This is a genomic window from Desulfohalobium retbaense DSM 5692, assembly GCF_000024325.1.
Lineage (GTDB): Bacteria > Desulfobacterota > Desulfovibrionia > Desulfovibrionales > Desulfohalobiaceae > Desulfohalobium > Desulfohalobium retbaense.
The window spans coordinates 2,485,001-2,511,308 of record NC_013223.1; the positions used below are offsets into that span (position 1 = coordinate 2,485,001).

27 protein-coding genes (1 of these 27 only partly in view) are annotated in these 26,308 nt (G+C 58.6%); 3 read left to right on the plus strand and 24 right to left on the minus strand.

Annotation, left to right across the window (positions count from 1 at the left end; translation table 11 throughout):
* The 8 genes from obgE to DRET_RS10950 form a co-directional block, all read right to left on the minus strand.
* Nucleotides 1–131 carry the beginning of a GTPase ObgE gene (obgE, locus tag DRET_RS10920; protein WP_015752605.1) on the minus strand. It extends 922 nt beyond the left edge of the window, so the window shows 131 of its 1,053 coding nt (coding positions 1–131); its start codon is at nucleotides 129–131; its stop codon lies off the left edge, out of view.
* Between the two features lie 107 nt (nucleotides 132–238).
* A complete protein-coding gene (rpmA, locus tag DRET_RS10925; protein WP_015752606.1) occupies nucleotides 239–505 on the minus strand; it encodes a 50S ribosomal protein L27 in 267 nt (88 codons plus the stop codon).
* A 15-nt stretch (nucleotides 506–520) separates the two neighbouring features.
* A complete protein-coding gene (gene rplU, locus DRET_RS10930; protein ID WP_015752607.1) occupies nucleotides 521–832 on the minus strand; it encodes a 50S ribosomal protein L21 in 312 nt (103 codons plus the stop codon).
* A 178-nt stretch (nucleotides 833–1,010) separates the two neighbouring features.
* The gene (locus DRET_RS10935; protein WP_167317804.1) at nucleotides 1,011–1,805 is read right to left on the minus strand and encodes a ComF family protein; all 795 of its coding nucleotides are present in this window, start codon (nucleotides 1,803–1,805) and stop codon (nucleotides 1,011–1,013) included.
* Nucleotides 1,741–2,346, minus strand: a complete 606-nt coding sequence (locus DRET_RS10940; RefSeq protein WP_015752609.1) for a flavodoxin family protein — start codon at nucleotides 2,344–2,346, stop codon at nucleotides 1,741–1,743. The genes DRET_RS10935 and DRET_RS10940 overlap by 65 nt, the downstream gene beginning before the upstream one ends.
* 7 nt (nucleotides 2,347–2,353) lie before the next feature.
* Nucleotides 2,354–2,476: a hypothetical protein gene (locus DRET_RS14025; protein WP_015752610.1), complete on the minus strand. Its 123-nt coding sequence runs from the start codon at nucleotides 2,474–2,476 to the stop codon at nucleotides 2,354–2,356.
* A gap of 244 nt (nucleotides 2,477–2,720) precedes the next feature.
* On the minus strand, nucleotides 2,721–3,353 hold the full coding sequence (locus DRET_RS10945; RefSeq protein WP_015752611.1) for an MBL fold metallo-hydrolase: 633 nt from the start codon (nucleotides 3,351–3,353) through the stop codon (nucleotides 2,721–2,723).
* Nucleotides 3,353–3,874: a nitroreductase family protein gene (locus DRET_RS10950; RefSeq protein ID WP_015752612.1), complete on the minus strand. Its 522-nt coding sequence runs from the start codon at nucleotides 3,872–3,874 to the stop codon at nucleotides 3,353–3,355. Before DRET_RS10950 ends, DRET_RS10945 begins: the two co-directional genes overlap by 1 nt.
* A gap of 290 nt (nucleotides 3,875–4,164) precedes the next feature.
* On the opposite strand from DRET_RS10950, the gene DRET_RS10955 reads away from it, so the two are divergent.
* The gene (locus DRET_RS10955) at nucleotides 4,165–6,570 is read left to right on the plus strand and encodes a diguanylate cyclase domain-containing protein (protein WP_015752613.1); all 2,406 of its coding nucleotides are present in this window, start codon (nucleotides 4,165–4,167) and stop codon (nucleotides 6,568–6,570) included.
* 175 nt (nucleotides 6,571–6,745) lie between these two features.
* On the opposite strand, the gene DRET_RS10960 is transcribed toward DRET_RS10955, so the two are convergent.
* From DRET_RS10960 to DRET_RS10975, 4 genes are all read right to left on the minus strand, one after another.
* Nucleotides 6,746–9,385 carry a M16 family metallopeptidase gene (locus tag DRET_RS10960; RefSeq protein WP_015752615.1) on the minus strand — a complete coding sequence of 880 codons (2,640 nt, stop codon included), beginning with the start codon at nucleotides 9,383–9,385 and terminating at the stop codon, nucleotides 6,746–6,748.
* 76 nt (nucleotides 9,386–9,461) lie between these two features.
* Nucleotides 9,462–9,731: a hypothetical protein gene (locus DRET_RS10965; RefSeq protein ID WP_015752616.1), complete on the minus strand. Its 270-nt coding sequence runs from the start codon at nucleotides 9,729–9,731 to the stop codon at nucleotides 9,462–9,464.
* A 26-nt stretch (nucleotides 9,732–9,757) separates the two neighbouring features.
* On the minus strand, nucleotides 9,758–12,286 hold the full coding sequence (locus DRET_RS10970; RefSeq protein ID WP_015752617.1) for a TIGR03936 family radical SAM-associated protein: 2,529 nt from the start codon (nucleotides 12,284–12,286) through the stop codon (nucleotides 9,758–9,760).
* A 72-nt stretch (nucleotides 12,287–12,358) separates the two neighbouring features.
* Nucleotides 12,359–12,721 carry a hypothetical protein gene (locus DRET_RS10975; RefSeq protein WP_015752618.1) on the minus strand — a complete coding sequence of 121 codons (363 nt, stop codon included), beginning with the start codon at nucleotides 12,719–12,721 and terminating at the stop codon, nucleotides 12,359–12,361.
* Between the two features lie 96 nt (nucleotides 12,722–12,817).
* On the opposite strand from DRET_RS10975, the gene DRET_RS10980 reads away from it, so the two are divergent.
* Entirely contained in the window at nucleotides 12,818–13,378 is a 561-nt protein-coding gene (locus DRET_RS10980; protein ID WP_015752619.1) for a CvpA family protein, read from the plus strand.
* A 6-nt stretch (nucleotides 13,379–13,384) separates the two neighbouring features.
* Nucleotides 13,385–14,197 (plus strand): nucleoside triphosphate pyrophosphohydrolase, encoded by an 813-nt coding sequence (mazG, locus tag DRET_RS10985; RefSeq protein ID WP_015752620.1) that lies wholly within the window; start codon nucleotides 13,385–13,387, stop codon nucleotides 14,195–14,197.
* A gap of 90 nt (nucleotides 14,198–14,287) precedes the next feature.
* On the opposite strand, the gene cmk is transcribed toward mazG, so the two are convergent.
* From cmk to rny, 12 genes are all read right to left on the minus strand, one after another.
* Complete coding sequence (cmk, locus tag DRET_RS10990; RefSeq protein ID WP_015752621.1) at nucleotides 14,288–14,989, minus strand: (d)CMP kinase; 702 nt, start codon at nucleotides 14,987–14,989, stop codon at nucleotides 14,288–14,290.
* Nucleotides 14,979–16,079 carry a histidinol-phosphate transaminase gene (hisC, locus tag DRET_RS10995; protein WP_015752622.1) on the minus strand — a complete coding sequence of 367 codons (1,101 nt, stop codon included), beginning with the start codon at nucleotides 16,077–16,079 and terminating at the stop codon, nucleotides 14,979–14,981. Before hisC ends, cmk begins: the two co-directional genes overlap by 11 nt.
* Before the next feature lie 365 nt (nucleotides 16,080–16,444).
* Nucleotides 16,445–16,723, minus strand: a complete 279-nt coding sequence (locus DRET_RS11000) for a hypothetical protein (protein WP_015752623.1) — start codon at nucleotides 16,721–16,723, stop codon at nucleotides 16,445–16,447.
* A gap of 3 nt (nucleotides 16,724–16,726) precedes the next feature.
* Nucleotides 16,727–18,859: a type IV pilus secretin PilQ gene (locus tag DRET_RS13120; RefSeq protein ID WP_052293303.1), complete on the minus strand. Its 2,133-nt coding sequence runs from the start codon at nucleotides 18,857–18,859 to the stop codon at nucleotides 16,727–16,729.
* Between the two features lie 13 nt (nucleotides 18,860–18,872).
* A complete protein-coding gene (locus DRET_RS13125; RefSeq protein ID WP_015752625.1) occupies nucleotides 18,873–19,415 on the minus strand; it encodes a pilus assembly protein PilP in 543 nt (180 codons plus the stop codon).
* 54 nt (nucleotides 19,416–19,469) lie between these two features.
* Nucleotides 19,470–20,087, minus strand: a complete 618-nt coding sequence (locus DRET_RS11015) for a type IV pilus inner membrane component PilO (RefSeq protein WP_015752626.1) — start codon at nucleotides 20,085–20,087, stop codon at nucleotides 19,470–19,472.
* Nucleotides 20,080–20,655 carry a PilN domain-containing protein gene (locus DRET_RS13130; RefSeq protein WP_015752627.1) on the minus strand — a complete coding sequence of 192 codons (576 nt, stop codon included), beginning with the start codon at nucleotides 20,653–20,655 and terminating at the stop codon, nucleotides 20,080–20,082. The genes DRET_RS11015 and DRET_RS13130 overlap by 8 nt, the downstream gene beginning before the upstream one ends.
* A 9-nt stretch (nucleotides 20,656–20,664) precedes the next feature.
* The gene (pilM, locus tag DRET_RS11025) at nucleotides 20,665–21,723 is read right to left on the minus strand and encodes a type IV pilus assembly protein PilM (protein WP_083777236.1); all 1,059 of its coding nucleotides are present in this window, start codon (nucleotides 21,721–21,723) and stop codon (nucleotides 20,665–20,667) included.
* A gap of 73 nt (nucleotides 21,724–21,796) precedes the next feature.
* Complete coding sequence (locus tag DRET_RS11030) at nucleotides 21,797–22,249, minus strand: universal stress protein (RefSeq protein ID WP_015752629.1); 453 nt, start codon at nucleotides 22,247–22,249, stop codon at nucleotides 21,797–21,799.
* 224 nt (nucleotides 22,250–22,473) lie between these two features.
* Complete coding sequence (locus tag DRET_RS11035; RefSeq protein WP_041282627.1) at nucleotides 22,474–23,304, minus strand: 4-hydroxybenzoate octaprenyltransferase; 831 nt, start codon at nucleotides 23,302–23,304, stop codon at nucleotides 22,474–22,476.
* 50 nt (nucleotides 23,305–23,354) lie between these two features.
* Nucleotides 23,355–24,566 carry a tyrosine--tRNA ligase gene (gene tyrS, locus DRET_RS11040; protein WP_041282023.1) on the minus strand — a complete coding sequence of 404 codons (1,212 nt, stop codon included), beginning with the start codon at nucleotides 24,564–24,566 and terminating at the stop codon, nucleotides 23,355–23,357.
* 28 nt (nucleotides 24,567–24,594) lie between these two features.
* Complete coding sequence (gene rny, locus DRET_RS11045; protein ID WP_015752632.1) at nucleotides 24,595–26,151, minus strand: ribonuclease Y; 1,557 nt, start codon at nucleotides 26,149–26,151, stop codon at nucleotides 24,595–24,597.
* Between the last annotated feature and the right edge of the window lie 157 nt (nucleotides 26,152–26,308).

Consider the following 26,308-nt stretch of genomic DNA (forward strand, 5'->3'; position numbering starts at 1 on the left):
GAACCGCCTCGACCGCCGTCGCCGCCGTCAGGGCCTCCTTTGGGGACATATTTTTCCCGTCGGAAAGAGACGCACCCGTTGCCGCCATTACCGGAGCGGACAGTCACCTCGGCTTGATCAATAAATCGCATCGCGTTGTTCCTTTCTCGGACGCCATGGGGCAGCGCCGCAACGAAAAAAAGGGGGCAGGGGCAATTGAGCCCCTACCCCCTTCCAAAAAAGAGTAGCGTCAGCCAGCCTAGGAGGCGGGCTCGACGTGTACCCGGGTCCGCGTCTTGCGTTTCCGGGTGTACTTTTCAAAGGTCACCACGCCGTCAGACTTGGCGAACAGGGTGTAGTCCTTGCCCAGGCCAACATTGCGGCCGGGATGGATCTTGGTGCCCAGTTGGCGCACGAGAATGTTGCCGGCTTGGACCTGCTGCCCGCCGAAGCGTTTAACGCCACGCCTTTGGCCAATACTATCGCGACCGTTGCGCGAACTCCCGCCTGCTTTTTTATGTGCCATTTCCGCCTCCTTGCCTTACGACTGTATGGCAGTCACTTTCAATCGGGTGTAATCTTGGCGGTGCCCTGTCTTACGCCGGTAATCCTTGCGGCGCTTATGCTTGAAGATAATCACCTTGTCACCACGGTCGTGCTTGACGACTTCACAGGTCACTTTGGCGTTTTCCAAGTAAGGGGTTCCAATTTTCACATCATCGTCTTGACCCAAGAGCAAGACGTTGTCCAAAGCAATTTCATCACCGGGTTCGGCGCGGAGTTTTTCAACATCGATCTCCATGCCTTCCTTGACCCGGTATTGTTTTCCGCCAGTAGCTACTATCGCGTACATGATATCCAGACCTCCGCTCAAAAAATGAACTTGCTTTATTAACCTCGAGACGGCAGGGACGTCAAGGGATTTTTCATCTCCAGCCGGTTTCTGCCGCCCTTTCCTTCGAAATTCAATAACTCAAGCAGGTTGCGCCACCCATTTTCAGACTCTCCGCCGGCAGAAGCCAGCAAAAACACTACTCCGCGCGCGCCATGGTCAATACTCCCAAGCGGGCCACCCCGGCCTCACAAAGCCTCCGGGCGCAGGCGCTCAAAGTGGCCCCGGTCGTAAAAACATCGTCCACCAGAAGGACATTGCGCTCATGCCAACTGATCTCTCCGAAGACAGCAAAGGCATCACGCATGTTGTGCTCCCGCTCGGTTTTGTGCAGTCCCGTCTGGGACGGAGTCGGCCGGACCCGCTCCAGCCCCCGTACGACAAGCTCGAGACCCTCCTGCGCACCCCAGCCTTTCAATGGTTCACAGCTCTGGTTGAACCCGCGCCGGCGCAGCCTGGTCCTGTGCAACGGCACCGGAACCAGCGTGTCCCAGCCGCCGCCGGCGAAATGGAGCCGGTAGCAACGGGACAGACACGCGGCCAAAAGCGCTGTATGCCCCAGCCGCCCCTGGAGCTTATATTCCAGAATCACCTCACGCAGGGGACCCTGATAGACCCCAAAAAAGGCCAATTGCTCCCATGGCTGGGGGGCGTCACGGCACGAACGGCACAAATGCAGGGGGGCGGCTTCGTCTTCAAGCAGCTGACCGCATCCTGGACAAAATCCCCCGGGGCGTGGCGCAAAAAAGGGGGCGCACCGGTGGCACAGCGACTCGCCAGCCCCGGGGGCATCGAGCACGGCCCCACAATACAGGCACCGGCCCGGCGCCAACCGTCCGGCCAAGCGCCTGGACCAGGTCTTTACCGCATCAGCGACGCCCCGCGAACGGAGCCATCTGCCGCGCCACATCGTATACCGCCTGGGAGAGCGCATCGGGCCATCCATGAAGTTCCACACCATCCATGCCTCGCACCGTGTGCACATCCTCAAGAACCAGGCCGAAGGAGCGGAGAAAAAACCGCAGTGTCAGGATACTGCCGGCAAACAGGTGCTCGCCTCGGGAACGCCCGGCATGCAGAAGAGCAAAGGCCGGACGGGGGTCCGCCTGGGGCATGCAGTCACTGGAGTCTCGCTCAAATTGGGCGTAGACGCGCTGACTGCGGTCGATAAAGGCCTTGAAAGGCGCCGGGAGATGATAAAAATAGATAGGGGCCACGAAACACACGGTTCGCGCGGCACAGAGCAAATCAAACAATTGCTCGCAGGCGTCTGAGGCGGCCAGAGGGCACTCTTCCCCGCGACTGCACCGCTGACATCCCTGACACGGCCAGACCTGATACTCGCGCAGGGAAACCGCCAAGGGCCGCACCCCCTCCCGGAGCAATGCCTGGACAAGCGCAGACTGAATGGCCTGAGTGTGGCCGCCCGCCCGGGGACTGCAGTCCCAGATCTGGAGTTCTCTCCCATCGCCCATACTCAGGTCACTCTGTTTTACGCTGCAGCCGGACCAGAAGCTCCTCACCCTGTTCCTCAGGAATCTGCAATTCCCAATCCGGCTCGATATACATCAGGTTCGTTATCTGCGGGAGGCTTTTGCGCTGCAAACGGACCTCCACTTGGCGAACCCGTGGAATTCGGAGATAGAACCCTACCTCCCGCCCGAGCGCTCAACACTGGTTGCGCAAATCGAGCTGAATCGTTTCGGCGGCCATATATCCCCCGCTGCTGTACTGATTGGGTCACCACCCCTTCACTCATCCCAAGGACAAGGCGTTCACGAAGCAGGGCGTATGGCCAAGTGATCACGCCTTTCGATCGTGTTTGGCCTCTTGCCAGGAGTGCGGATTGCTAAATGGAAAAACCGTCCTGGAAAAACGGGTTGTGCGCCGCTTCATCGCCGACACGTGTTTGCGGCCCGTGCCCAGGATAGATAACTGTTTCTGCAGGGAGAGTGAAAATCTGTTCCCGGACCGAGGCCGCCAGGGTCGCGGTATCGCCCCCGGGAAAATCCGTCCGGCCCACGGAGCGGGCAAAAATCAGGTCACCGACAAAGACCGCCTGCAACTCCGGAAAATAGAGGGAGACGCTGCCCTGGGTGTGCCCTGGTGTCGGCAGGACCCGGCAGTCCAGGCCGCACAATTGCCACCTCCCCGGCTCCAGGGGAGTAAAGGAAAACGGTGGCACTTCTGGCAGCCCCATGAATCCCCCCGCTCCAACTTCGGTTTGCAGCAGGGTTTCATCAGCCGACGGCGCGTAAATAGGCGCACCGGTGGCGTTTTGCAAGGCGGCATTACCATGGATGTGGTCAAAATGGAGGTGCGTGTTGACGATAGCCTCCAGGCGCAGCCCATCTTTTGTAAGGGTGTCGACGACGGCTTGCGGGTCTCCGCCCGGGTCGATGACAAAACCGCATGCCTCATCCGTATAAAGGTAACAATTGGTCTCCAAAGGTCCAAGGGCAAAAGTCTGTATCGAAGCCATCAGAACGCCTCCAAAAGCAATTCACTGAGTTCCTTGCGCTGTGAGCTTCCTTTTTGGTCCGGGTGTCCCACAGCAACACACGCCATCAGGGTATACCGCTCCGGATCCAGAGCCAGTGCCTCCATGACCTGGGCTTCCTGATTGAGGATCTCCCCCAGCCAGACGGCGCCCAAGCCAAGGGTGTGGGCCGCCAGAAGCATATTCTGGACGCAGGCCCCGATGCCCTGATGGTCCTTGGTGGCATTGTACATGGATTCCCGGTCTAAAAAGACAGCGATCATCCGCTGACAGCGGTGTACGACATGGCTGTATTTCGTCAGCCCAGCCAGGTCCTCGAGTCGACTGTCGCCGTGGGTCAGGACCAGAAACCGCCACGGTTGGTTATTCAGCCCGCTCGGGGCCCATTGGCCAGCCTCCAGAATCGTCACCACCTGCTCCCGGCTGACGGGTTCCTCGGTAAATTGCCGGATGCTGCGGCGTTCAAAAAGGGCTCGCAAAACAGGATCCTCGTATCGCACCATGGACTTCTCCTTCTTCTTGTACGCACTTTGTCCCGCCAAGATTGAGGCGCAGGGAATGGACCTGGACGCCGGATAATGGCCGGGACCGTGCTGTGGTTGTCTCGCGGTTCGTGGCGCCTGTCAAACAGGATCTGAGAGCCGATCCTGGTCTTGTCCGGACTCAAGAAACCGTTGCACAACGCCTGCCAACCCCTTACAAACCGAAGGGGGACCGGCGTCAGCCGCATGGCCCCGACTCCCGACACCGCAGTGGGCAACCGCTGCCAAATCGCAAGGATGCCGAACCGCGTATGTCCCAAGCCACTCACGAATCGCTTTCACCTCCCTTGCTGCCGGTCCAGGCCCAGGACCTGCTCCACTACCAGAACATGCTTTTTTCCAGCCTTGGCGAAGCGGTCTCGTTTACTGGTCCCAGACTCTATTTTCCGGCAGCTGAAAAAAAAGCGGACCCGCTGTATTGCACGCCCCGATACGAGGCCGAGGCCCGGCGTTTATTTTTGCCCCTGCTTCAAGGCGACGAACCCTTGGCCCTGTTCGTGGCTTCAGATGTCGAGTTGGACCACCCTGAGGCCGTGCTGCCCTATCTGGCGATGTTGGCCAAATTGTGCGTGGAAAAAATTGCCCTCAGAAAGATGACAAGTCTGGACCGGCTGACAGGCCTCTTCAACGCCGAGGCGCTGGGACAGCTCCTGGAGCAGGAGATCGAACGTGTCCTGGCCACCCTCAGCCCCGGCTCCGAGTCCGCCTTGGAAGAAACCTTCAGCGGGCACAGCGCCAGTGTGGCCCTGATTCTTGTCGAGCCCGATGCGATAAGCCGGCTCAACACCCGCTACGGCCCTCTTTTTGGAGACCAGGTTCTGACCAAAACGGCCGAGACCTTACGGGAATTGGCTCCTGAAGGTGCCATCCTGGGCCGGGACAAACAGCGATTTTATATGCTTTGGCCACAGGCGAGCGGGCGGCGGTGCCGCCAATTGGCGTCCCACCTCCGCCTCCACTTGGCCGGGATGGTGCTGACCCACGAAGCCACTGGAGAGGAGATCGCTGTTTCCGCAAGCATCGGCCTCGCGCTTTTCCCCCAGGATTTTCTGGGATGGGAGTTGCAGGGGCACGGCCGGGAACAAAGCCGGAGCCTGCAGAAAAAAAGCCGCAAGGCGCTCAAGTCCGCCCAGAAGGAGGGCGGCAATCAGATCTACGCCTTCCAGGACCTGCTGGCCAGAGGATGCAGCATCCTGCGGGAGCTGCCCCTGAACCGTTTTCTGATCGACGCCGGCCGTGACATCGGGGCCAGCGAAGGGCAGCATTTTCTCGTCTGGCCGCCGGACAGTCCAGAGACCACCGAGGACTCCGATCCTCTCCCCACGCCGAAAGGTGAGGTCGTGCTGGTGGATATCCTCGAAGAACAAAGCGTGGCCGAAATCATCAATCAGGACGAACCCGCCTGGACGTTGACCACCGGGGACCGGCTCACCCTTTTGCCCGACTTGCAGGAGCAGCCAACCTCTGCGGACACGCCCCAGAGCCAGGAAACATCCACCCTGGCCGGCCTGCCCTCCTTGCGGGAATTCCTCAAGATCTGGAGTCGGCAGCGCGGCAGTCACTCCTCGTTTACTCTCCTCCTGTTCGGCAACCTCGGGTCTCCGACCCCGAATGATTCCAAACAGGCACGGGAAAACCAGCGGCACCTCCAGGCCACTGCGGCCTGGGTCAGCCGATTTCTCCCGGAGAACCACCATATCGCCCGGCACAGTACCAACAGCCTGGTGGCCTTTGTGCCCCAATTGGACGCCGAGCAGGCCCGAGGCCTGGCGCACAGCATCGTCGAACACGGCAGACACGCCCGGGAGTTGGACATCTCCGCCGGAGTGGCCGCCTATCCCTGTCTGGACGCCGGGCGGGCCGACATCCTCTCCCATGCCCGCAAGGCCCTGGAACACGCCAGGCTCCTTCCCGTCCCACGCATCGCTACCTTTGATTCCGTTTCCTTGAACATCAGTGCCGACCGCCAATTCACCAAAGGCGACCTCTACGCGGCCATGGAGGAATACCAGAAATCCCTCGCCCTGGATCCGGCCAACACCACAGCCCGGAACTCTCTTGGAATTTGTTTCGCGCGGCTGGGCAAGCACAGCGCAGCTCGCAAGGAATTCGAGGCCATACTCGAGCAGACCCCGGACAATCACATCGCCTTATACAATCTCGGCTGTCTGGCCATGAAAGAAGGGGAGACAGAGGCCGCAGAGGCGGCCTTGCACCGCTGCCTCTCCCTCTGTCCAGAGCACGTCTACTCCCGGTTACGCCTGGGCCAACTGGCCGAGACGCGTCATGCCCTCACTGAGGCCCGCAAGCATTTTGCCGCAGCAGCGGCGCACAGCGATGGGGAGCCCATCAGTCACCGCCACCTGGCCCGCTTGGCTGTCAAAGAGGGACATCCGGACAGGGCCAGGGAACATCTGCACAAGGCGCTGGCGCACAATCCCCGGGACGCCTACGCCATGCATCTCCTGGCCCGGCTGTATCTCGAAGCCGAAGAGAACCTGGAGGTCGCCGCAACGCTGGCCCGGGAAAGCGCCCTGAACCAGCCCGAGCGCGGCGAATATTGGGATCTCTGGCGAGATATCCTCCGCCAACAGGGCGAGGATGAGCGTGCCGCAGCCATCCAGACCCGCCACCCTTCGCCCTTTTCCGCTTCCTGAGCCGGGGCCGCGTCCCTACGCTCGTTTGCGAAGGTCTGTTCCAGTAGAGTTGTTCAAGCCATGAAGGCCCCTTCGCTTGCAAGCGAAGGGGCCTTCATGGCTAACACCGTCACAGTGGAATACGCTGTGCGCTCCCAGCCGTACTCGCTAAAGAAACCCTTTCTGTCTGCTCGCCTCATTCAGGCAAAACGGTGATCGTATACGCCCCGTCCCAATCCAGGAAACGACGGGCCACATCGCGAAGCTCCGGTCCTGAAATACGCTGCGCTGCTTCAATGCGATTTTGCTGAAAATCCACGGGTAGTCCCTGGACAAGCATATCAGCTGCTTCACCGCTTCGGCTCATTAAACTCTGGTGTGAACGGTAATAATCGCCTTGCAGGAGATTTTGGGCCCGCTTCAGCTCGGCCTCGGGCAACGGCGTGGTCCGGAGTTCGCGAACAATCTCCCGGAATCCCTGCAGGGCCTGGTCCCGTTTGTCCGGATCAGTACCGATATAAAACCCGAGAAACCCACCTTGCTGGACCTGCCAGAGAAGCGAGGTCACGGAATAGCCCAGGCCCTGTTTATCTCGCAACTCGCGAAACAGGATGCCGCCTTGACCAGCCAATGCCTTTCGCAGCAGGCTCAACCCAGCATGGTCGTCCTCGGCTATGCCCGGCACAGGGAAAACAACCAAGAGATGGGCCTGGTTCCGGTCCTCCATGACCAGTTCCAGATCCTGCTTTTCGCTCCAAACCAGGTCTCCAGTCACTGCCTGCGTTTGCCGCACCGGTGTTTGGGCCAGTCGACTGGCCAGTTGTTTCACCGCCTCCGGATCATACCGCCCGCACACGGTCATGATCCACGGCTGGGCGGATTGTCGCTGCCAATACGCCCGTAGCGCATGAGGCCGGTATTGCTGAACCTGCTCCCGCGTGCCCAGGTGGTAGGTATTGTAGGGAAACGTGGTGAACAAAAAGGGAAACATCTCTCGGGACACAAGCCCCAGCGGCTGATCCTGCTGCTCGACAATCGAGGCGACCTGATCTTGCTGGGCCCGCTGGATTTCTTCTTCGCGCCAAGCCGGTTCGGTGATCACGTCCCCCACCACCTCCAGCATTGCCTCGGAAAATTTGGTCGGGAATTTTGCCTGGAGGGTAAACTCCTGCCGACCGGCCCGCGCCCCGACCGAGGCCGCTCGGTCACCGAGAAATTCATGGAATTGGGCCATGTCGAATTGCTGGGTACCGCGGGTCAGGGCCCGAGCGGCCAGTGCTGCCAGGCCAGCTTGCTCCTGTTGCAACATGGCGTCTCCACCGGGCCAGGTCACGGTCACCGCCGTATAGGGCAGGGTCGCATCTGGCAAAAGCACCAGACGCCTGCCCTGGCCGTATTCAATAATCTGTCGCCCATCAGGAAGGTCTTTTGTTCCCCCGGCCCGGGCGGACTCAGCGGTCTTCTTTTCTTTGTCCCAGTGCTGGCGAACAAGCGCGGCCAAATCCTGGCCATCGAGGGGGACTTCATCCGGCAAGAGCACATGACTACGCATCCGTGCCGGATTCACATACGCATCCAGCAATTTCTGAAGCAGTCCTTTATCAACATGCCGCAATTGAAACAGATATGCGTGTTCTTCCTCCGGCCCACTGCCGTAAAACTGGAAGTGTCCCAGCTTCGAGGCCAACCCCCCCAGGGTTTCCTTGGCCTGGAAAAGATCGTCCTCCAGATTGAGTTTGGCCCGGTCCAGTTCCTGTTTGGAAAATTGATCTGCCGAAAGACGAGAAAGTGTCGTGGTCAGTTCGCCCCAGAAGGGTTCCAGCTTGTCGGGGTCCAATTGGGCACGGATATAGAGCATCCCGCCACGCTCCAGCAGGACCGGAGCCACGGCGATCTCATCGACCAGTTGCTGTTCGTATTTGAAGGTACGGTACAAAAGCGACGTCTGGTCACCGCCGAGCAAATGCGCCAAGACTTCCAGACCGGCCTCTTCCTCAGCCCGGAATCCCGGTGTGGGGAGACCGATGCTGACGTAGACCTTTTTCCACGGTCCATGGCCGGTGGTGACCAGAGGGTCCTGGCAACACTCGTCCAGTTCCCACGGCTGGGGCGGTGCATACCTTCTGTCGTTGGCAGCCTTCCCGAACAACGCTTCGGCCTTGTCCAGGACCGCCTCTGTCTCAACATGACCGCAGACCACCAGCAGCATCGACTGCGGTTGATACAGCCGCTGGGTGTAGGCCTGAATATCGGCGGCGGTGATATTGCGAACCGTTTCCCGGAAGCCGATAATCGGCCTGGCATAGGAGGTTTCCGGCCAGACCAGCGGCTGCAGCTCCTGAAACAGGAGTCGGTCGGGATTGTCCTCGTTCCGCTCGAGTTCCGCCAGGATTACCGCCTTCTCCTGCTCCAATTGCTCAGGATCGATCTGCAGGCCGAAGGCCATATCCTGGAGCACGGAAAGGCCCAATTCCCAATGTTCAGCCGGGACATCGACCTTGTACATCGTCTGGTCAAAGCTTGTTCCCGCATTCAACGATCCGCCCACGCCCTCGATGGCCTGGGCCATTTCCCCGGGGCCACGGGTCTCGGTCCCCTTGAAGACCATATGCTCCAGGATATGACTGATTCCCGCCTCTTCAGCCGTTTCGTACGCTGACCCGGCGTGGACGTAGAGGCGCATTGCGGTCAGGGGAAAGCGGTGGTCTTCTTCAACAAGGACTTGCAGGCCGTTGGCAAGTCTCGTCAATTCAGCTGCCTGGGCTGTATACGGCCTGCACTGAGCTACGAATTGCATCATGCACACTCCAATCAACACGGAAACTACTTTACGCATCAGCCGCTTCCTCCCCGGAAAAGCTGCCCGAGACGCGCCGGCCCCGGCTGCAAACAACCAGGGCCGGCGTCTCCTATTATGTCCGGCACGCGTCAGCGCCCCGACAATAGTTATCCACGAACCGCCCTAATTGCACTCCCAAATGGACACATTCGATATCCTGGAGGCATTTTTGGGCATCCGCATCATCCATATGGGTAGCCAATGAGTGCTCTCCTTTGCTGAAGGTGACCAGCCAGGAGTCTTCATCGGCCAAGAATTCCAATTGCACATCAATCCCGTGTTCAGGGACCTCCGGATACATGGCCTCGATCTTTTTGGCCAAAGCCTGCTTGTCTGCCGCCATAGGTTCCTCCTCAGGTTAGACAGATGCTAGAGTAGATTCTGTTCTACCTGCTGCGACGTCTCTTGACAATCCATGATCTGGCGGCGTTTGGTCAGTGTAAACTGGTCCAATCGAGCTTCAGGGAGAAGAAGACGCACCAATTGGAGCGGGCTGACGTATTTCTCGCGCCAGGAGAACACAAACCGGATCTCCTGCGGCGACACCTGGGCCACCTCTTCAAAAAAGGGACGGGTGTCTTCAATCTGCCAGCCGCGCCGCTTGGTCTTGCGCTCCCAGCGGATCTGTTCCTGGGCCAATGCGGCCTGGATGTGCTCCTGCCACAGACGCGCTTGGTCCGCAGGGACATGGAGTTGGAGATCGAATTCCTCGGCCACGGCCTGGGATTGGCGTTTGCCAAGGCTCAATTCCTGAACACCGAGGACCCGAAACCCTTGGGGCAATTGGCTTTGAAGCCGCTCGCCCACGGTGTCCGGGTCCATCCCGGATTGGCGGACAAAGACATTAAACCACTCCGCATAGCTCTGTACCCCCACAGGCAGGGCCGGCCCGAAAGACAAGAGCGGCATGGGATGAAAGCCCGCTGAAAAGGTCACCGGGATATCGGCCCGGCGCAGGGCCCGTTCGAACAACCGTTGGAGTTCCAGCTGACTGAGGAAGCGGGCTGGGCCGAGTTTTTCATACCAGACGCGGAAATGGCCCTGTTTTTCCTGCAAATTCTGGCGCTCCCAGTTGCGCTCCGGCAGCTGCGCCTCGCGCTCGGCGCTGTTGATCCGGGGGCGAATTTCGGCGCGGGCCGCCTGCTGCCTGAGTTCTGAAGAGTGGTTGTTGAAATTGCAGGCTCCGCATGCCCGGCAGGCCCCATAACGACAGTCCGGGGTCTCCTTCTCGGCCAGGGCGCGGCGGTATTCCGTTTGCAAAAACCGTTTACTGACCCCGGTCTTGATATGATCCCAGGGCAACGGCTCGTCCAGGTCCCGGGCCCGGAGATAGTGCTCCGGTTCAATGCCGCAGGCGGCGAAGACACGATCCCAGAGGGAAAGGTCAAAATGTTCGGCCCAGCTGGTCAAAATATCGCCTTCGGCGTAGGCGAGCGATACAGCCTCGGCCAAGGCTGTATCGCCGCGGGAAAACACGCCCTCGAGAAAACTCATCTCCGGCTGGTGCCAGCGGAGCTTATAGCCCTTCTGGTGGCGAAAACAGTCCTGCAAAAAACCGATGCGTTCGCGAACTTCCTGGCAAGACAATTGCCGCTGCCATTGAAACGGTGTGTGCGGTTTGGGCACAAAGGGAGAGATGGCAGCGGTGATCTGGACCCGTTTAGCCTGTTTTCCCGCTGTCTGACGAACTTTCTGGCACAGGTCGAAAATAGCCTCGAGATCGGCCTCGGTTTCCGTGGGCAGGCCAATCATGAAGTACAGCTTGATCGATTGCCAGCCATGAGCGAACAGCTGCTCCGTGTGCCGGAGCAGGGCCTCTTCGGATATCCCCTTGTTGATTACATCCCGCAGACGCTGACTCCCGGCTTCCGGGGCCAGGGTGGCACCGGTTCGGCGGATCCTGGCGATCAGCCCCATCATCTGTTCACTGACCGACCCGACACGCAGCGACGGCAGCGCCACAGCAACCTGTTCTTCCAGACACCGGGCATAGCTCTGGGCAAACAACGTCTCGAGCATGGAGAAATCCCCGGTACTCAAGGACAAAAACGACAGTTCTTCAAAGCCGGTCGCGTCAAGTCCTTCCTGGACCAGGCGCTGCAAAACCGGGAGCGAGCGTTCCCGCACCGGGCGGTAGGTCATTCCCGCGTGGCAAAAGCGGCACCCTCGGGTGCATCCTCGGGCGATCTCCAGGGAATACCGGTCATGGACGACCTTGCCGAACGGCAGCACCGGTTGTGTGGGAAACGGGATCGCATCGAGGTCAATGACCATCCGGCGCTCGACTTCGCTCTGGGCCATGGCCGGGACCTCGACCCCGGGAATGGCCGCCAGACGCGCCAGCAATGCCTGACGGTTCACGCCCTCCCGCCGGGCCTCGAGCACGACGCTACCGACCTCCACAAGGACTTCCTCGCCGTCGCCGACCACCAGGGCATCAAAAAAGGGCGCTACCGGTGCCGCATTGGCGGCGTTGCCCCCCCCGGCGATGACCAATGGTCCCTGGTCGCGCTCTGCGGCCCAAAAAGGGAGCCCGGCCAGATCCAACATGTACAGGATGGTCGTATAACACAATTCATGGGTCAGACTGAAGGCAAGAATGTCCATACCGTCCAGGGGGGTGTCCGACTCCAGCGTACTCAGAGCCGCACCATGTTCCCGCAGGACAGCAGCCGCCTCCGGCGCAGGAGCAAAGACGCGTTCAGCCCACATGTCCTCCCGAGCGTTGACCGCGGCATAGAGGATTTTCTGTCCTACGTAGGACATGCCCACTTCATAAAGATCGGGGAAGGCCAAGGCCATTCGGAGCATTTCCGAGGAGGGCTGCTTATGGACCGCGTTGATTTCTGTGCCCAGATAATGCGACGGACGCGGCAGCAAAGCCAATAATTCACGCATGCGGTGCCTCACGTAGAAAAGGCGGCCTGAAGCCGCCTTGAATATCCTGTCAATAAAGGGAAAAAAACAGCGTTACTTGCGCAACAGATCGCTGATGTCGGAAATGTTGCCCCCCTGTTCCCCAGCCATTTTATCCAGATTTTGCAGATCGTTGGCGCTGGAAATCGTCAGATTGCTGGACGCCTCGTTGTACTTATTGACCAGATCACCCGGCACGTTCTGGTATTGGAACAGGACGTGCTCTGTGGACAATTCCCCGCCGATTTCATTGTCAAAGGGATACCCATAGGGCAGAAGCATCATCTGAACGCCGCCCTGCTCGGTGGGCATGGTCTGCAGCAGGGCAGGATCCTTGATCTTACCCTCGGCTTCTTCCCATTTTCCAAGCACCATGTCCCCATTTATCATTTTTACCAAACGGATATCGCGTGCCATGCTCGTTTACTCCTTGTTTTGATTTCCGAAAGAAAGTAGAGTAGGTACTCCCCTATAACCTGTCAATGGTCCCTCACGGTCGCAGCGGGAGCAAAGATGAACGGACTGGATATCTTTTTTCTACTCGTGCTGGTGCTGGGTCTTGTTCGCGGCCTGTTTCGCGGCCTGATCCGGGAACTGACCTCTATTCTCAGCCTCATCGCCGGCTTTTTCGCCGCGAACACCTACTACCCGGTTCTGGAACCCTATCTCAAGCCCCTGCTCCCCAATCCGCCTTACACCCAGATCGTCAGCTATACGCTCATCCTGCTCACAGTGATCGCAGCGGTGTTCTTCATTGGCAGCGCAATCCGCAAACTGCTGCACATTACCCTGTTGGGGGGAGTGGACCGGATTCTGGGTGGTATTTCCGGGCTGGTCAAAGCGGGATTGTTGTGCAGTATCGTCCTCTTCGTCATGACCACATTTTTACCAGACAACACCCCCGTGCTTCGCGACTCGCAAACCGCCCCGTATGTCCACCGCTTCACCAGCACCGTGACCGGTCTCATCCCGGATGACCTCCGGGAAACTTTTGATCAAAAAAGCCAGAGCCTGCAGCAATCCTGGCAGGAACACTGGCTGCAAAAACTGCGCGATACAACGCCGAAGGAGTAATCAGACATGGCCGACGCCTCCACACCGTTGCTGGCGACAATCCGCGAACTCCTCGGGCCGGGCGGGTGCCCCTGGGATAAGGAACAAACCCCGCAATCATTGTGCGAATACCTGATCGAGGAATGCTTTGAACTGGTGGAAGCGGTTCGCGCCGGAGATATCGAGGAGACCGAAGAGGAACTCGGGGACGTCTTCTTCCTCCTGTATTTCATGGCCACGCTCTTCGAACAACGCGACGCCTTCACCCTCAATGATATCTTCCAGACCAACGCCACCAAGATGCGCGCCCGCCATCCCCACGTTTTTGGCGACAAGTCCCTCGAGAGCCGTGAGGACCTCTTTGCCACCTGGGAAAAAATCAAACGCCGGGAACAAAAAAAGAAAGACAAGAAAGCCCAGGGGGTCTTCGCCTCTTTGCCCTCCAGCCTCCCGCCACTGACCAAGGCCTACCGGCTGCATTCCAAGGCCGCCCGGGCTGGATTTACCTGGGGCTCCCTCGCGGAACTCGAAACGCACCTGCACGGGGAATGGCAAGAGTGGCAGGAGGCCAAAGACACCGGCTCCCATGAAGCCATGGAGCAAGAGTTTGGCGACCTCCTGTTCACCCTGGTCGAAATGGGCCGCCGCCACGGCCTGAAGGCCAATGCCGCTTTGCACAAGGCCAATCAGAAATTCCTCCGCCGCTTTGAGGCCATGGAACATTTGGCCGCCGAACAGGGCGAACATATTGCCGACCTCGAACTCGAGGCCCAGGACACGCTCTGGGACCAAGTCAAAAAGACCACTCCCGCCGACGAGCCGACGGAGCAAAGCGGCTAACCCCCCTGCCAGACCACGTACAACCGCCCCGCCGGGAGCACCAGCAGGGCGGTTGTACGTCTTCGCGTTCAGATCCTGCTCCGAGGTTGGTCATTCCCCCGGCATTCCCGGAGTTCCCTTTCGCCGTCTTTGGACCAGTTCCACGATACGCTCCACCACCTCCTGGGCTGAACGGGTCGTAGTATCGATCTCCATAGCGTCCTCGGCCGCGCGCAACGGAGCGAATTCCCGCTGGGAGTCCTGGGCGTCACGCTGACGGATCTGCTGGACCAATCCCTCATAAGAGGGGTCTTGTCCCATTTGCCGTAATTGCTCCCACCGCCGCCGGGCCCGCTCTTCAGCGCTGGCGACAAGGAAAAACTTGCAGCACGCCTCAGGGAAGACCACGCTACCCATGTCTCGGCCCTCGGCCACAAGATCCCGCTTTGCCCCCAGACGACGCTGGTCCTGCTTGAGTTTCTCTCGCACCGGCAGGAGCTGTGCGATATGCGAGGCCCACATCCCCACGGTTTCCGTACGGATATCCGCGCCCATCGGCTGGCCGTTCAAGGTCAAATAGGACGCCGGTCCCTGGCCGTGAAGATCAAATTCCATCGATTCGAGGGCCCGGACAAGGCTCTCATGGTCCATTTGCCAGGAATCTGCACCAAGGGCCCAGGCCACGCTGCGAAACATGGCCCCGGTATCAAGATAGGCGATTTCTAAGGCGTCGGCCACAGCCTTGGCCACTGTGGATTTCCCGGCACCTGCCGGTCCGTCCAGAGTCACGATCAACGGCCGCTTAGCGGGCATGGACTATCTCCTGCATGGCTTCAAGGAATCTGGAATTCTCATGAGCGGTACCGACACTGACACGCAGAGCATCTTCCAGGCCGTAGCTGGTCAGGGGGCGGATGATGATCCCTTTGGCCAGCAGACGCTCGAAAACCTCGCGCGCGGGCATCGGGGGACGGAAGAGGAGGAAATTGGCCTGTGACGGACTGACCTCGCAGCCCAACTCCCGCAACCCCGCGCTCAAGATACGCCGTCCCTCGCCAACGACCTCCCTGGTCCGGGTATAGAAGGCGGTGTCTTCCAGCGCGGCGACGCCTGCCTTTTCAGCCAACAGGTTGACGCTAAAGGGCAATTTGATCCGCAGTACGGCCTCGGCCAACCAATCCGGCATGATCCCGTAGCCCAGGCGCAAACCGGCCAGCCCATAGAGTTTCGAAAAGGTGCGCAGCAAGACGATATTTCCGTGTGCATCCCAATCGGCCAGGGGGGAGATGCCGTTTTCGGCGAATTCAATATACGCCTCGTCCACTACCAGCAGACACTGCTGAGGCAGGGACCGGGCGAGTTCCATAAGCTGCGCCGCAGGTACGGCGTGGCCGGACGGATTGTCCGGGTTGGTCACGAAAACCAGCCCGGTTCGGGAATCCACCTGCTCCAGCAACCGATCAAAGTCAAATGTCAGGTCCTGCTCAAGCGGAACCTGTCGGCATTCCACACCGCACAAGGTGGCCTGCATCCGATAAATACTAAAGCTGGGATCAAAAACGACCATATTGTCCTTTTCGGGGCGCAGCGTGGTTCGGATCAAGAGATCAATCAATTCATCCGAACCGTTGCCGACCACGACGCACTCCCCGGGGACCCCCAGCACTTTGGCCAAAGCCGCACTCAAATCCGGACATCCGCCGCGCGGATAGCGAAAGGCATACGGCGCAAACCGGCACAACGCCTCCTGGACCAGCGGCGAGGTGCCTAGTGGATTTTCGTTGCTGGCCATCTTGCACACAGTGGTCAATGCATACCGATCCTTGATTTCTTCGATAGACAGCCCAGGGGTATAGGGTTTCAAACCGGCAATCTCCGGTCGCACACGGGAAAACTTTGCCATACGGATACACTCCACTGCTTCGTCAGGCCAGATGGCCGTTTTGCAATCGTCTGTCCCTGCAAAAAAAAACAGGCTTCCACTCTCGACAGTATCTTGAACCGGCAACTCCGGGTACGGTCCCAAAACAAAAAACCGGCCCCGAAGGACCGGCCACAGCCGTAAAAAGGGATTGCCACCAGGACCGCCAATGGTCCGAAATCCCGCCCGGCACCATTTTCGCCTGCGCAACCGTTTGCCCTTCTCAAAAACGGCAAGAACGGTTGGCCGGTCGCAACATCCGTTGTCTCAACGAGCGTCACCATTGGGCCGTATTCCTGCCAGCTGGAGGGTTGAACCGGCCAGGACATGCGCATGGCTCGTCCGGATTATAATCCGCGTAATCGCCGCTCCATGGCATCATCAGCCCGGATAAGACGCAAAAATACGCCTTGCGGGGTGGCCTCGGTATTGGGACCATACCGATTGCTCCAGATCGGGAGCATGCGGGCCCGGCCCCATTTTTCGTCCTGGACCAGGACTTCAAGGTCGACTTCCTGGCCCAGGGGCATATCGTATTTCGGAGGCAGGAGGAACCCCTGCTGTCCCAGGAAATCCTCCTGCCAGACTGAGGCGAATTTGGCGAGCGACGGAAAGGTCAAACGCACAACCTACTCCAGAATCGTCGGGCGGATAAAGATCAGCAATTCCCGGTTTTCGTTATTGACGTTATCGGTTTTGAACAGCCACCCCAGCAACGGGACGTCGCCAAGTCCGGGGACCTGGTTCTTTTCATTATTTTCGATGACCTGATACACACCACCCAAAACCACAGTCTCCTGGTTTTCAACAAGAAGCTTCGTCCGAGCAGTGCGGGTTTCAATATCTTCGCCGTTTTCCGTCGGACTGTCATCAGCGATATCCAGATCGAGGATAACCTTGTCGTCCGGGGTGATCTGGGGTTGCACCGCCAGCTTGAGGGTGGCTTCGGTATACTCGATGTCCGTTCCACCGCTTTCCGACTCCGATTCGTTGGCGATCTTGATCCCCTGGGAGATCTCCGCCTGCTGGTTGTTCAGCGTCACCAGCCGCGGTGAGGAAATGGTCTTGGTTACCCCCTTGAGTTCGCCTAATTTCAACTGGGCATCCAACTCAAAAAGATCAATTCCCGAGATCTTGTCCAGAGCGCCTTGCATATTCACGGTGCTCACCTCAGGAGTAAAGCCTTGCAGGACCCCGGCGCTGAGGCTTTTTTCGTATTGGCCAACCGCTCCGACATCATCATAGTACTCGCCAGCCAGGGAGACCCCAAGACTGCGTTTAAATGCGTCTTTGGCATAGACGATCCGGGCCTCGATCAGGACTTGGGGCTCGGGCCGGTCCAACCGGTCGATGACGCTGCGGACCTTGCGGATATTGTCCCGGGTATCGGAAACGATCAAGGTGTTGGTCCTGGCGTCCTGACCGATGCGCCCCCGTTCGGAGAGAAACTCCTGAAGCTGCGGGCGCAGGGCGCTGGCCGTGGTATAGTTGATCTGGATGAATTCGGTCTGCAGCGGTTCCAGTTCCTGGATTTTCTGCTGGGCTTCCAGGGCCTTTTGGCGCGCTTGCCGGATACGTTCTCGTTCCTCTGCCAGGGTATTGGCTGGAGCGATGCGGATAATATTGCCCCGCTCGACCATCCCCAAGTCGCTTTGCAGCAAAACGAGATCAAGAGCTTGATCCCAAGGAACCTCTTCAAGCTTGAGGGAAATCGATCCCTGGACGCCTTCGTCAATAATCAGATTCTTGTCCGCCATGGAGGCCAGCAGACGCAAGACATGCTCCACATCAGCATCCTGGAGGTCGATGGAAATAGTTTCACCGCTATAATTGCGATCCATGCCGGGGAAAAGCGGTTCTCCGGCCATATAGTCCATTTCATTGCGGTCTGTGGAGGACGATTCCTTCGGTGTAAAATCAGCCGGCTCCGTCTCTTTCCCCGCCAATGGGGCCTGATCGAAGAGAATCCGCAGCAAACGCGTGTCTTCCTGAATCCGGAACGGCACTGGCGCACTCAGGGCGCAGGTCAAAAGCGCTCCGTCTTCGACTTGACGCATCAAGGCCGAGCGCACAGGGGCGTTGAATTTTTCCAGGCGATACAGCTTGGCCAGATGCTGGGGAACTTTCAGATCCGGAAAGAGGATCTCCACACTCGACGCGGAACTGTCACGCACCGTATGCCGCAGCACACCGCTTGCCTCAACGGAGACCGCGAGTTCACCGCTTTCTGTTTCTGAGAACCGGACCTCTTCCAGTTTTGCTCCTGCAGCCTGCTGCGGGCTGGCGGATTGGGCCATACTCTCTGCTTCCCGGGGCACAAGCAGCACCTGAAGGCGACCTGCCTCCGGCCGGGAAAGGAGAAACTGGATTTTCCGGGTCAGTTCCAGCCTGACCTGTTGCCGAGTTGCCCCTATACGCACCGCCTGAAGGAGATCCGTCTCCGGCCGGGGCACGCTCATTGCTGGCAACGGCGAACTCAGCTGCAAAACAAAATCGGGATGGGTATAGTCGGCGGCCACTTCAGTCTCTGCGGCAACAGGGATGTCCAGGACAACCTGTCCCTGCTCCTGGCGGATCTGCATGGCGAGGGAGTCGCCCGTAGCGCCAACCCGGTCCTTCGTGGCCGCTTCCGAAGGAGCCTGCTGCGCTGCGTCCAGGGCTGAAGATTGAGCTACAGAGGTGGTGGACCCGCCACAAGCGCTGAGTTGTGCCAGAAAAAAAAGGCAGAGTGCGCCCGTGGCCCCCAATCTGAACCAAGACATCGCTTTCTTCGCCCTACGTGCTACCATCGTTCTCTCCAGAGGAAGGGTGCAACTTTAAAGTGACCGTGCGCTCTTTTTCCTCGCCAAAAACATCCACAACAGTCTCTTGGACCATGATCGCCTTTGAGGTAATGGCCACGACCTCGCCCTGATTGCGTCCGATCCTGGTACCGGGACGGACCAGAAATCCTTTGCCGTCAGGCAGTTCCACCATCGCCAACGGCGTCTCGCCCGCCCCCGGGCGGACGATGACCCCGACGAGGCGGAGTTGGGAGACCGCCACCTTCTCCAGCGGCGTCAAGGGGCGCTGAGGTTCAGCCCGTTGTGGCCCCTGGACCTGCGCTTCTTCCTGCCGGACAAAGGATTGGAAGGGATCTGCCTTTCCAGTGGCATCATAGACAGGGGTTTGTGGTTCCAGCCACCCCGGCGGGTCCTGGCCCTCGGCAATCTCTGCCGCGACCGCAGGAAAGGCCAAAACCAGTGACACGGCACCACTCAATCCAATGAGTCCCCATCGGGGCCACCTCCGGCACGGCAGGTTCTGCAAAACTTTCATCTCGGTTCTCCGCTACTGCGTTGGGCGCTCGCCAGGCTCCAGGAAGCAAACAATCTATTGCTTCTTTGCATCCCGCGCGGCGATCTCAGCCTCTGTCAAAGCACGGTACATGGAGATATCGCTGTCCACAGCCAGTTCAAGCTGCTCCCCTTTGCCCTGGGGCCGCAGGCGCAGGCTTTCCAGCCGAACCAAGCGGTCCAGATGAGAAAGGCGGCTGAAAAAGCGCATCAGACTGTGAAATTGCCCCCGGAGGCGCACGTCGACATTACGGGAGGCGTAAAATTGTTGCACCTCTTCCCGGCCGGGGGCGAAAAGCAAGAATTCGACCCCAACATCCTTGCCCAACCGTTCGATGGAAGCGAGCAACTCCTCCACTTCCTGGCTGCTCTCCGGCAAAAGGGATTGCGCATACGTCCATTCTCGCTGCCGCTTGGCGAGATTCTTCTCGATCTCAGGCAAGCGCGCGATTTTCGTCTGATACGTGGCGATCTGGGAATCGAGCTCCTGGATCGTCTTGTGGTGGGCCTGCCGTTGTTCCCATTGGGGCTGGAACAGAAAGTACCAATACGCGCCAGCCACAGCCGCAAGGAGCAGGACAAAAAGGAGAATGCGGCGCTTACGCGGCACAGCCTCATACCGGCTCAGGAGACTTTTCGAATCTGGCTTAGCCACGTCCTTCCTCCCCTTTGTCTTCAGGCTCTCCAGTACTGATCTCCGTCTGGAATTCCACCAGATCCAGATTCTGCACCCGGCGGCGAGAGGTCCGGCGGGTCTGGATGGACTGAATATACGGAGACTCCCTCAGCTGCTGGACATATTGGGCAAAGGCTTGGTTATCCAAGGCCACGCCGCGCAGGCTGATCCCCCTGCTGCGGGAAAATTGCAGTGATTCGAACCAGATTTCGTCCTCAGGCAGCAAAGAGACCAGCGCGTCGAGATACCGGACCGGCAATCCCTGGGCCTCCCGGATGATCTTGATGGCCTGAATGCGTTCTTCAAGGGAGGCGAGTTCCTTCTCCTGCTGGCGCAGATGGCGAATTTGCTCAAAAAGTTCGTTTTTCCGGGTGGTCTTGGTGGCGATATGCTCTTCGAGGGTCTGGATTTCCCGGTGCATCCAATACTGCGTCCCCCCGATGCCTCCCAGGAGCACACAAAACAGAAAAACCAGAAAGGCGAGTTCCTTCCCGGCTTGGGACGCTTTGGCCCGCTTTTGTTGCGGCAAGAGATTTATGCGGATCATCTCTCTCTCCTATACGGCTTGTCGCAGGGCAAGCCCCGTGCCCACCGCAAACTGCGGCCCGGTGCGAGTCAGATAATTTCGATCGAAAAGATTCGGCGAGATATTGATCCGCCGGAAAGGATCGAGAAGCCCGACCTCCATCTCCAATCGTTCGGCAAACCGCTCAGGTAAACCGGAAATAAGACTTCCGCCGCCGGATAGGAGCATCCGCGTCGACGTCAATCCGCCGCTTTCCGAGGATTGGTAAAAAGTGAGCATGCGCTGGATTTCCTGGGCCCAATCGGCAAACACCTTATTCAAGACATCCTGGACGGTGGCGATATTGCTCGCGTCCTCCTCCTTGGGACCGTTGACTTTGAGTTTTTCAGCCTCGGTTTTGGTAATCTCCAACGTCCGCGCCAACCGTTCGGTGATCTGATGTCCGCCAAATGCGATTTCGCGTAAAAACAGAGGACGCCCTTGAGCACAAACGCAAAAGACGGACTGCTGGGCGCCGATATCGAGCAGATAGGTCGGTTTGTCGCTCCACTCAGGATAATTGAAGGTAAAACAATTGGTCAGCGCAAAGGCATCGACATCCAGAACCGACAATCCCAGCCCGGCTGCCGAGAGCACATTTTGGACCTCGTGGACCATCTTTTTCTTGCTGGCCACCAGCAAAACCTGATGGAACCCCGCCTGTTCCGATTCAGGTCCCAGATCCTGGAAGTCGAGGTAGACGTCGTTGATATCGAAGGGGATGTATTGCTTCGCCTCTTTCTGGACTTCGGCGGCGAGGTGTCGGATCCTGTCCTTGGCGAAGCGCACGCGCTTCACAATCACGGCGTGTCCGGCCATTGAGGAAGTGACGACTTTGTCTTTGAGTTCCAGCGCCTGCCACAATTGGCGGAGGCGTTCGGCCTTGGCGTCCGTGGCCTCGTTGTCCTGTCGCGGCCAGGGTACCCGGCCGAGTCGTTCCAGCTGCGGGCCGGCCTTACCGGGCACCATCCGGACAGCCTTGACCCAGGCACTGCCCAGGTCCAATCCACAAGCCCCCCGCTTTTTTGGCCAAAGTTTTCCTAAGCCCACGGCGTCCCCCCAATTGTCCGTTGTTCACATAAAACCCCCGCCGGCATCAGTCTTTCGGCGGGGGTTTTGGTCTCTACTCTTCCTTTTTTTCAGGCCGCAGTGTCAACACCGGGATCGGAGCGCTTTTGACTACCTTTTCAGCCACGGAACCAAACAAAATGCGATCTATGCCGGTCCTGCCGTGCGTGCCCATGACGATCAGGTCGCATCCCTGTTCCTGGGCAAACCGGAGCACTTCCTCTGCGGCGTATCCCGTGACCACATAGCCGTCGGCCTCGATTCCGGCGAAGTTTTCTTCGACAAAATTCTCCATGGTCTGCTCGGCACCGGTCACGATTTCACCAACAAAGGTTTCAATGGAGCTCGGGGGAACATGGAAGCCGACATATTGACTCAGGGAGGGGGCCACATACACGACCTGGACAGATGCTCCTGAAAGCTGGGCCAGTGTCTTCGCGTAATCGGCGATCTTGGGGCTGATATCCGAAAGATCCACCGCGCATAGAATCTTCTTAATCTCGGCCATTTTCCACCTCCTTGGCGCATTCTTATTAGGCCTTATAACTCGGCTTTAGTGTAGATTGCCAAACATGTCCAGATAAGACAAGACGGGAGCCACAGTTCCGACAGAAAAAGTTCGCTCACGTAAAACACCCCCGGCACTTTCAAGAGTCGGGGGTGTTGTCTCTGCACGCACCCGTGAAGTTTGCAATGCCCGGATCAATCAAGGCCGCAGGCATTCGCGGTCGCTTACAACAACGTCTCCACGACGACTCCAAGACCAAGCACTATGGCGATGACCCCGTTGAAAGTAAAAAAGGCCACATTGATACGACTCAAATCGTCTTCGGCGAGAAGCAGGTGCTCCCCTATAAGCAAGAGGGTCACCACAGCCCAGGCCCCGAAATAGACAGGGCCGAGTCCTGCGGACCAGCCGGCCATAAGAAAAAAAAGGCTCGCGACGATATGGGCAAAGCACGCGAGCAGCAACGCCGGACCAACACCGAACCGCGCCGGCACCGAATGCAGCCCCATAAATCTGTCGATCGCCACGTCCTGACAGGAATAGAGGATATCAAACCCGGCAACCCAAAAAAGCACTCCCCAGAAAAAAAGCCCGGCTGTGGGGACAAACGCGGGGTCGAAGGCGATCCAGCCGGCCAGCGGGGCCAGGGCCAACACGGAACCGAGCCAGAAATGGGTCAACCAGGTAAACCGTTTGGCCAGACTGTAACCGGCGGCCCAGACCAGGGCCCAGGGAGCCAGCGCCTTACACAAAGGATTCAGGGCGGAAGCCGCGCCCCAAAATACCACGGCACAGACCACGATCGCAGCCACTGCCCCCCAGGGCCGGATTTCTCCAGTTACCAGGGGGCGATCCATTGTCCGCGGATTGTGCCGGTCAAACGGCAGATCGACCAGCCGGTTGACGACCATGGCAAAAGAGCGGACTGCAACCATGGCCAGGGTCAAAAGCCAAAACGGCCGCGCACCGGGCCAGCCTCCGGCGGCCAGAAAAATCCCGATATAGGCGAAGGGCAAGGCAAAAACAGAGTGCTCAACTTTGACCATCCGAGCCATCACCCGCAGTTGACGACCCAGGGAAACAGAGCGGTCGACCTGAGGGGAACTCACGCCTGGGACTCCTCGCTGACCACCGCCTTGAAGAACCGTTTCTTGCCGATCTTGAAGACATGCTCACCAGGGGCAAGCATGTCCCCGAACGCCGTGACCTTCTCTCCATCGCAGGTGACAGCCCCCTGTTTGCACAACCGCTTGATTTCGGCCCGGGAGGCGCACAGTCCGCTGTGGTCGATGGTCGCAATAACCGAGGCTTCTTCAGGGGCGATCCGGATCTCGGGCATGTCCTCAGGCAGCTGGTGCTGACTGAAGACGTTGGCAAAATTGGCTTTAGCCTTTTCGGCCTCAGCCGTGGAGTGGAACCGTTCAGTAATTTCAAAGGCGAGCTGTTCCTTGGCCGCTTTCGGGTGGAGTTCACCAGAAGCCACCTGTGCCTGCAGGGCGGCAATGGCCTCCAGGCTCAGATCGGATAGCAGCTCGAAATACCGCCACATAAGCTCGTCCGAAATGGACATGAGTTTGCCGAACATATCCTGGGCCGGCTCTTCAATGCCCACATAATTGCCCAGGGATTTGCTCATCTTCTGGACACCGTCGAGCCCCTCCAAAATAGGCATGGTCAAAATCACCTGCGGAGTCTGTCCGTATTCCCGTTGGAGAGTCCGCCCCATGAGCAGATTGAATTTCTGGTCCGTGCCGCCGAGCTCGACATCGGCCTGTAGAGCTACGGAATCGTAGCCCTGAACGAGGGGGTACAAAAACTCATGCACGGAGATCGGCTTGTTGGCCTGGTACCGTTTGGCGAAGTCATCGCGTTCCAACATCCGGGCCACTGTATACTGGGAGCACAAGTGGACGAAGTCCGCTGCGCTGAAGCTGTCCATCCACTCTGCATTGAAGGCGATCCTGGTTTTCTCCCGGTCCAGGATCCGGAATATCTGCCGTTTGTAGGTCTCGGCGTTGATCCGGACCTCTTCGCGGGTCAGGGCCTTTCGCGTCTCGGACTTCCCGCTCGGATCTCCGATCATGCCGGTGAAATCTCCGATCAAAAAGACCACGTTGTGCCCGAGCTCTTGAAAATGCTTGAGTTTTTGGATCAAGACCGTGTGCCCAAGATGCAAATCCGGGGCCGTGGGATCGAAGCCGGCCTTAATGGTCAAGGGACGGTCGCCTCGTAGCCGTTCGAGGAGTTCCTCTTCGTTAATGATCTCCTCACTGCCCCGGCGGATCAGTTCCACGGCCTCCTGCATGTCACGCTCCATCACTTCTCGCTCTCTCGCTTCAACGTCGTTATTTGGCAATTTCCACAGCCCGGCGCTCCCGGATACAGGTCACCTTGATCTGTCCAGGATACGTCAATTTCTCCTCCACCTGCTTGGCGATGTCCTTGCAGAGCAGATAGGTGCTGTCGTCGCCGAGGCGTTCGCAATCGACCACCACCCGTAACTCCCGGCCGGCCTGAATAGCGTAGGCCTTGCTGACCCCGTCGAACCCGGAGGCCACGCCCTCGAGTTCCTCGAGGCGTTTGACATAATTCTGGAGCAATTCCTTGCGCGCACCGGGGCGGGCGCCGGAAAGGCTGTCCGCAGCCTGGACCAGCACATCTAGTACGGATTTCGGGGGGACGTCTTCGTGGTGGGCGGAGATGGCGTGGACGATTTCTTCAGATTCGTTGTACTTTTTGGCCAGATCCGCTCCGATGACCGCGTGGGGTCCTTCGACCTCATGATCGACGGCCTTGCCGAGGTCGTGCAACAATCCAGCGCGTTTGGCCTTTTTCACATCCAGGCCGAGTTCGGCGGCCATGATCCCGCACAAGAAGGCCACATCCAGAGAGTGGTGCAGGACATTCTGCGAAAAGCTCGTGCGGTAATGCAAATGGCCAAGCAAACGGACCAGTTCCGGATGGATTCCGTGGACCCCCACGTCAAATGTGGCCTGCTCCCCGATTTCGCGGAGCTTGACCTCCATCTCCTGCTCCACCTTCTTGACCATGTCTTCAATGCGCGCCGGATGAATCCGGCCATCGCTGATCAATCGTTCCAGGGCTCGCTTGGCGATCTCGCGGCGCAAGGGGCTGAACGCGGACAGGACCACGGTTTCCGGGGTATCGTCGATGATCAGATCCACGCCGGTGGCCGCTTCAATTGCCCGAATATTGCGCCCTTCACGGCCAATGATCCGGCCTTTCATATCTTCGCTGGGCAGTTCCACCGCCGTGACCGTGTGTTCAGAAACATAGTCCCCGGCATAGCGCTGGATCGCCGTGGCCAGGATTTCACGCGCCTTGCGGTCCGCATTCTCCTTGGCTTCCATCTCGATCTGACGAATGGTGGCAGCCGCCTCGTGCCGGGTCTTGCTCTCAATATCGGCCAGCAAGCGTTTTTTCGCTTCCTCGGCGGTCAGTCCCGCAATCTGCTCCAGCTTTTTTTCCTGCTGCTGGATAATCTCATCGAGCTGCTGTTGACGCTCTTCCAGATCACGTTCCTGTTTGGTCAGCCGCTTTTCCCAGACAACAATTTCGCTTTCTTTCTGGTTGTTGCTTTCCTGTTTGGATTGCAGGCGTTCCTCTTTTTCCTGCAGGCGCAGTTCCTGCTTTTTCAGAGTCGATTCACGCTCTTTGAGCTCCTGCTCCATTTCCTTTTTCTGACGATAAATATCGTCCTGGGCTTGAAGCAGGTACTCCTTCTTTTCGGCCTGCGCCTCCTTGCGGGACTCGTCGAGAATCCGCTCGGCCAACACGTTGGCATCTTGCAGTTTTTTGGCGGCGATTTTTTTGTTCAAAACCACTCCCGCCGCCGTGCCGACCAGGGCCCCGATCAGGGCCACAGCAATATACTGGATCATAATCTCTCTCCTTGTATCTCAAAACAGGGACCCCTGTTAGACGAAAATCGAAAAAGTCCGCGACTCCAGGAGGGAAACGCGACACAGCAATGCCGGCCGACTCTGACAGTCTGGAGTGTGGCGCGACTTTTCCGCCGGTGTGTACCAAGCCGATCGA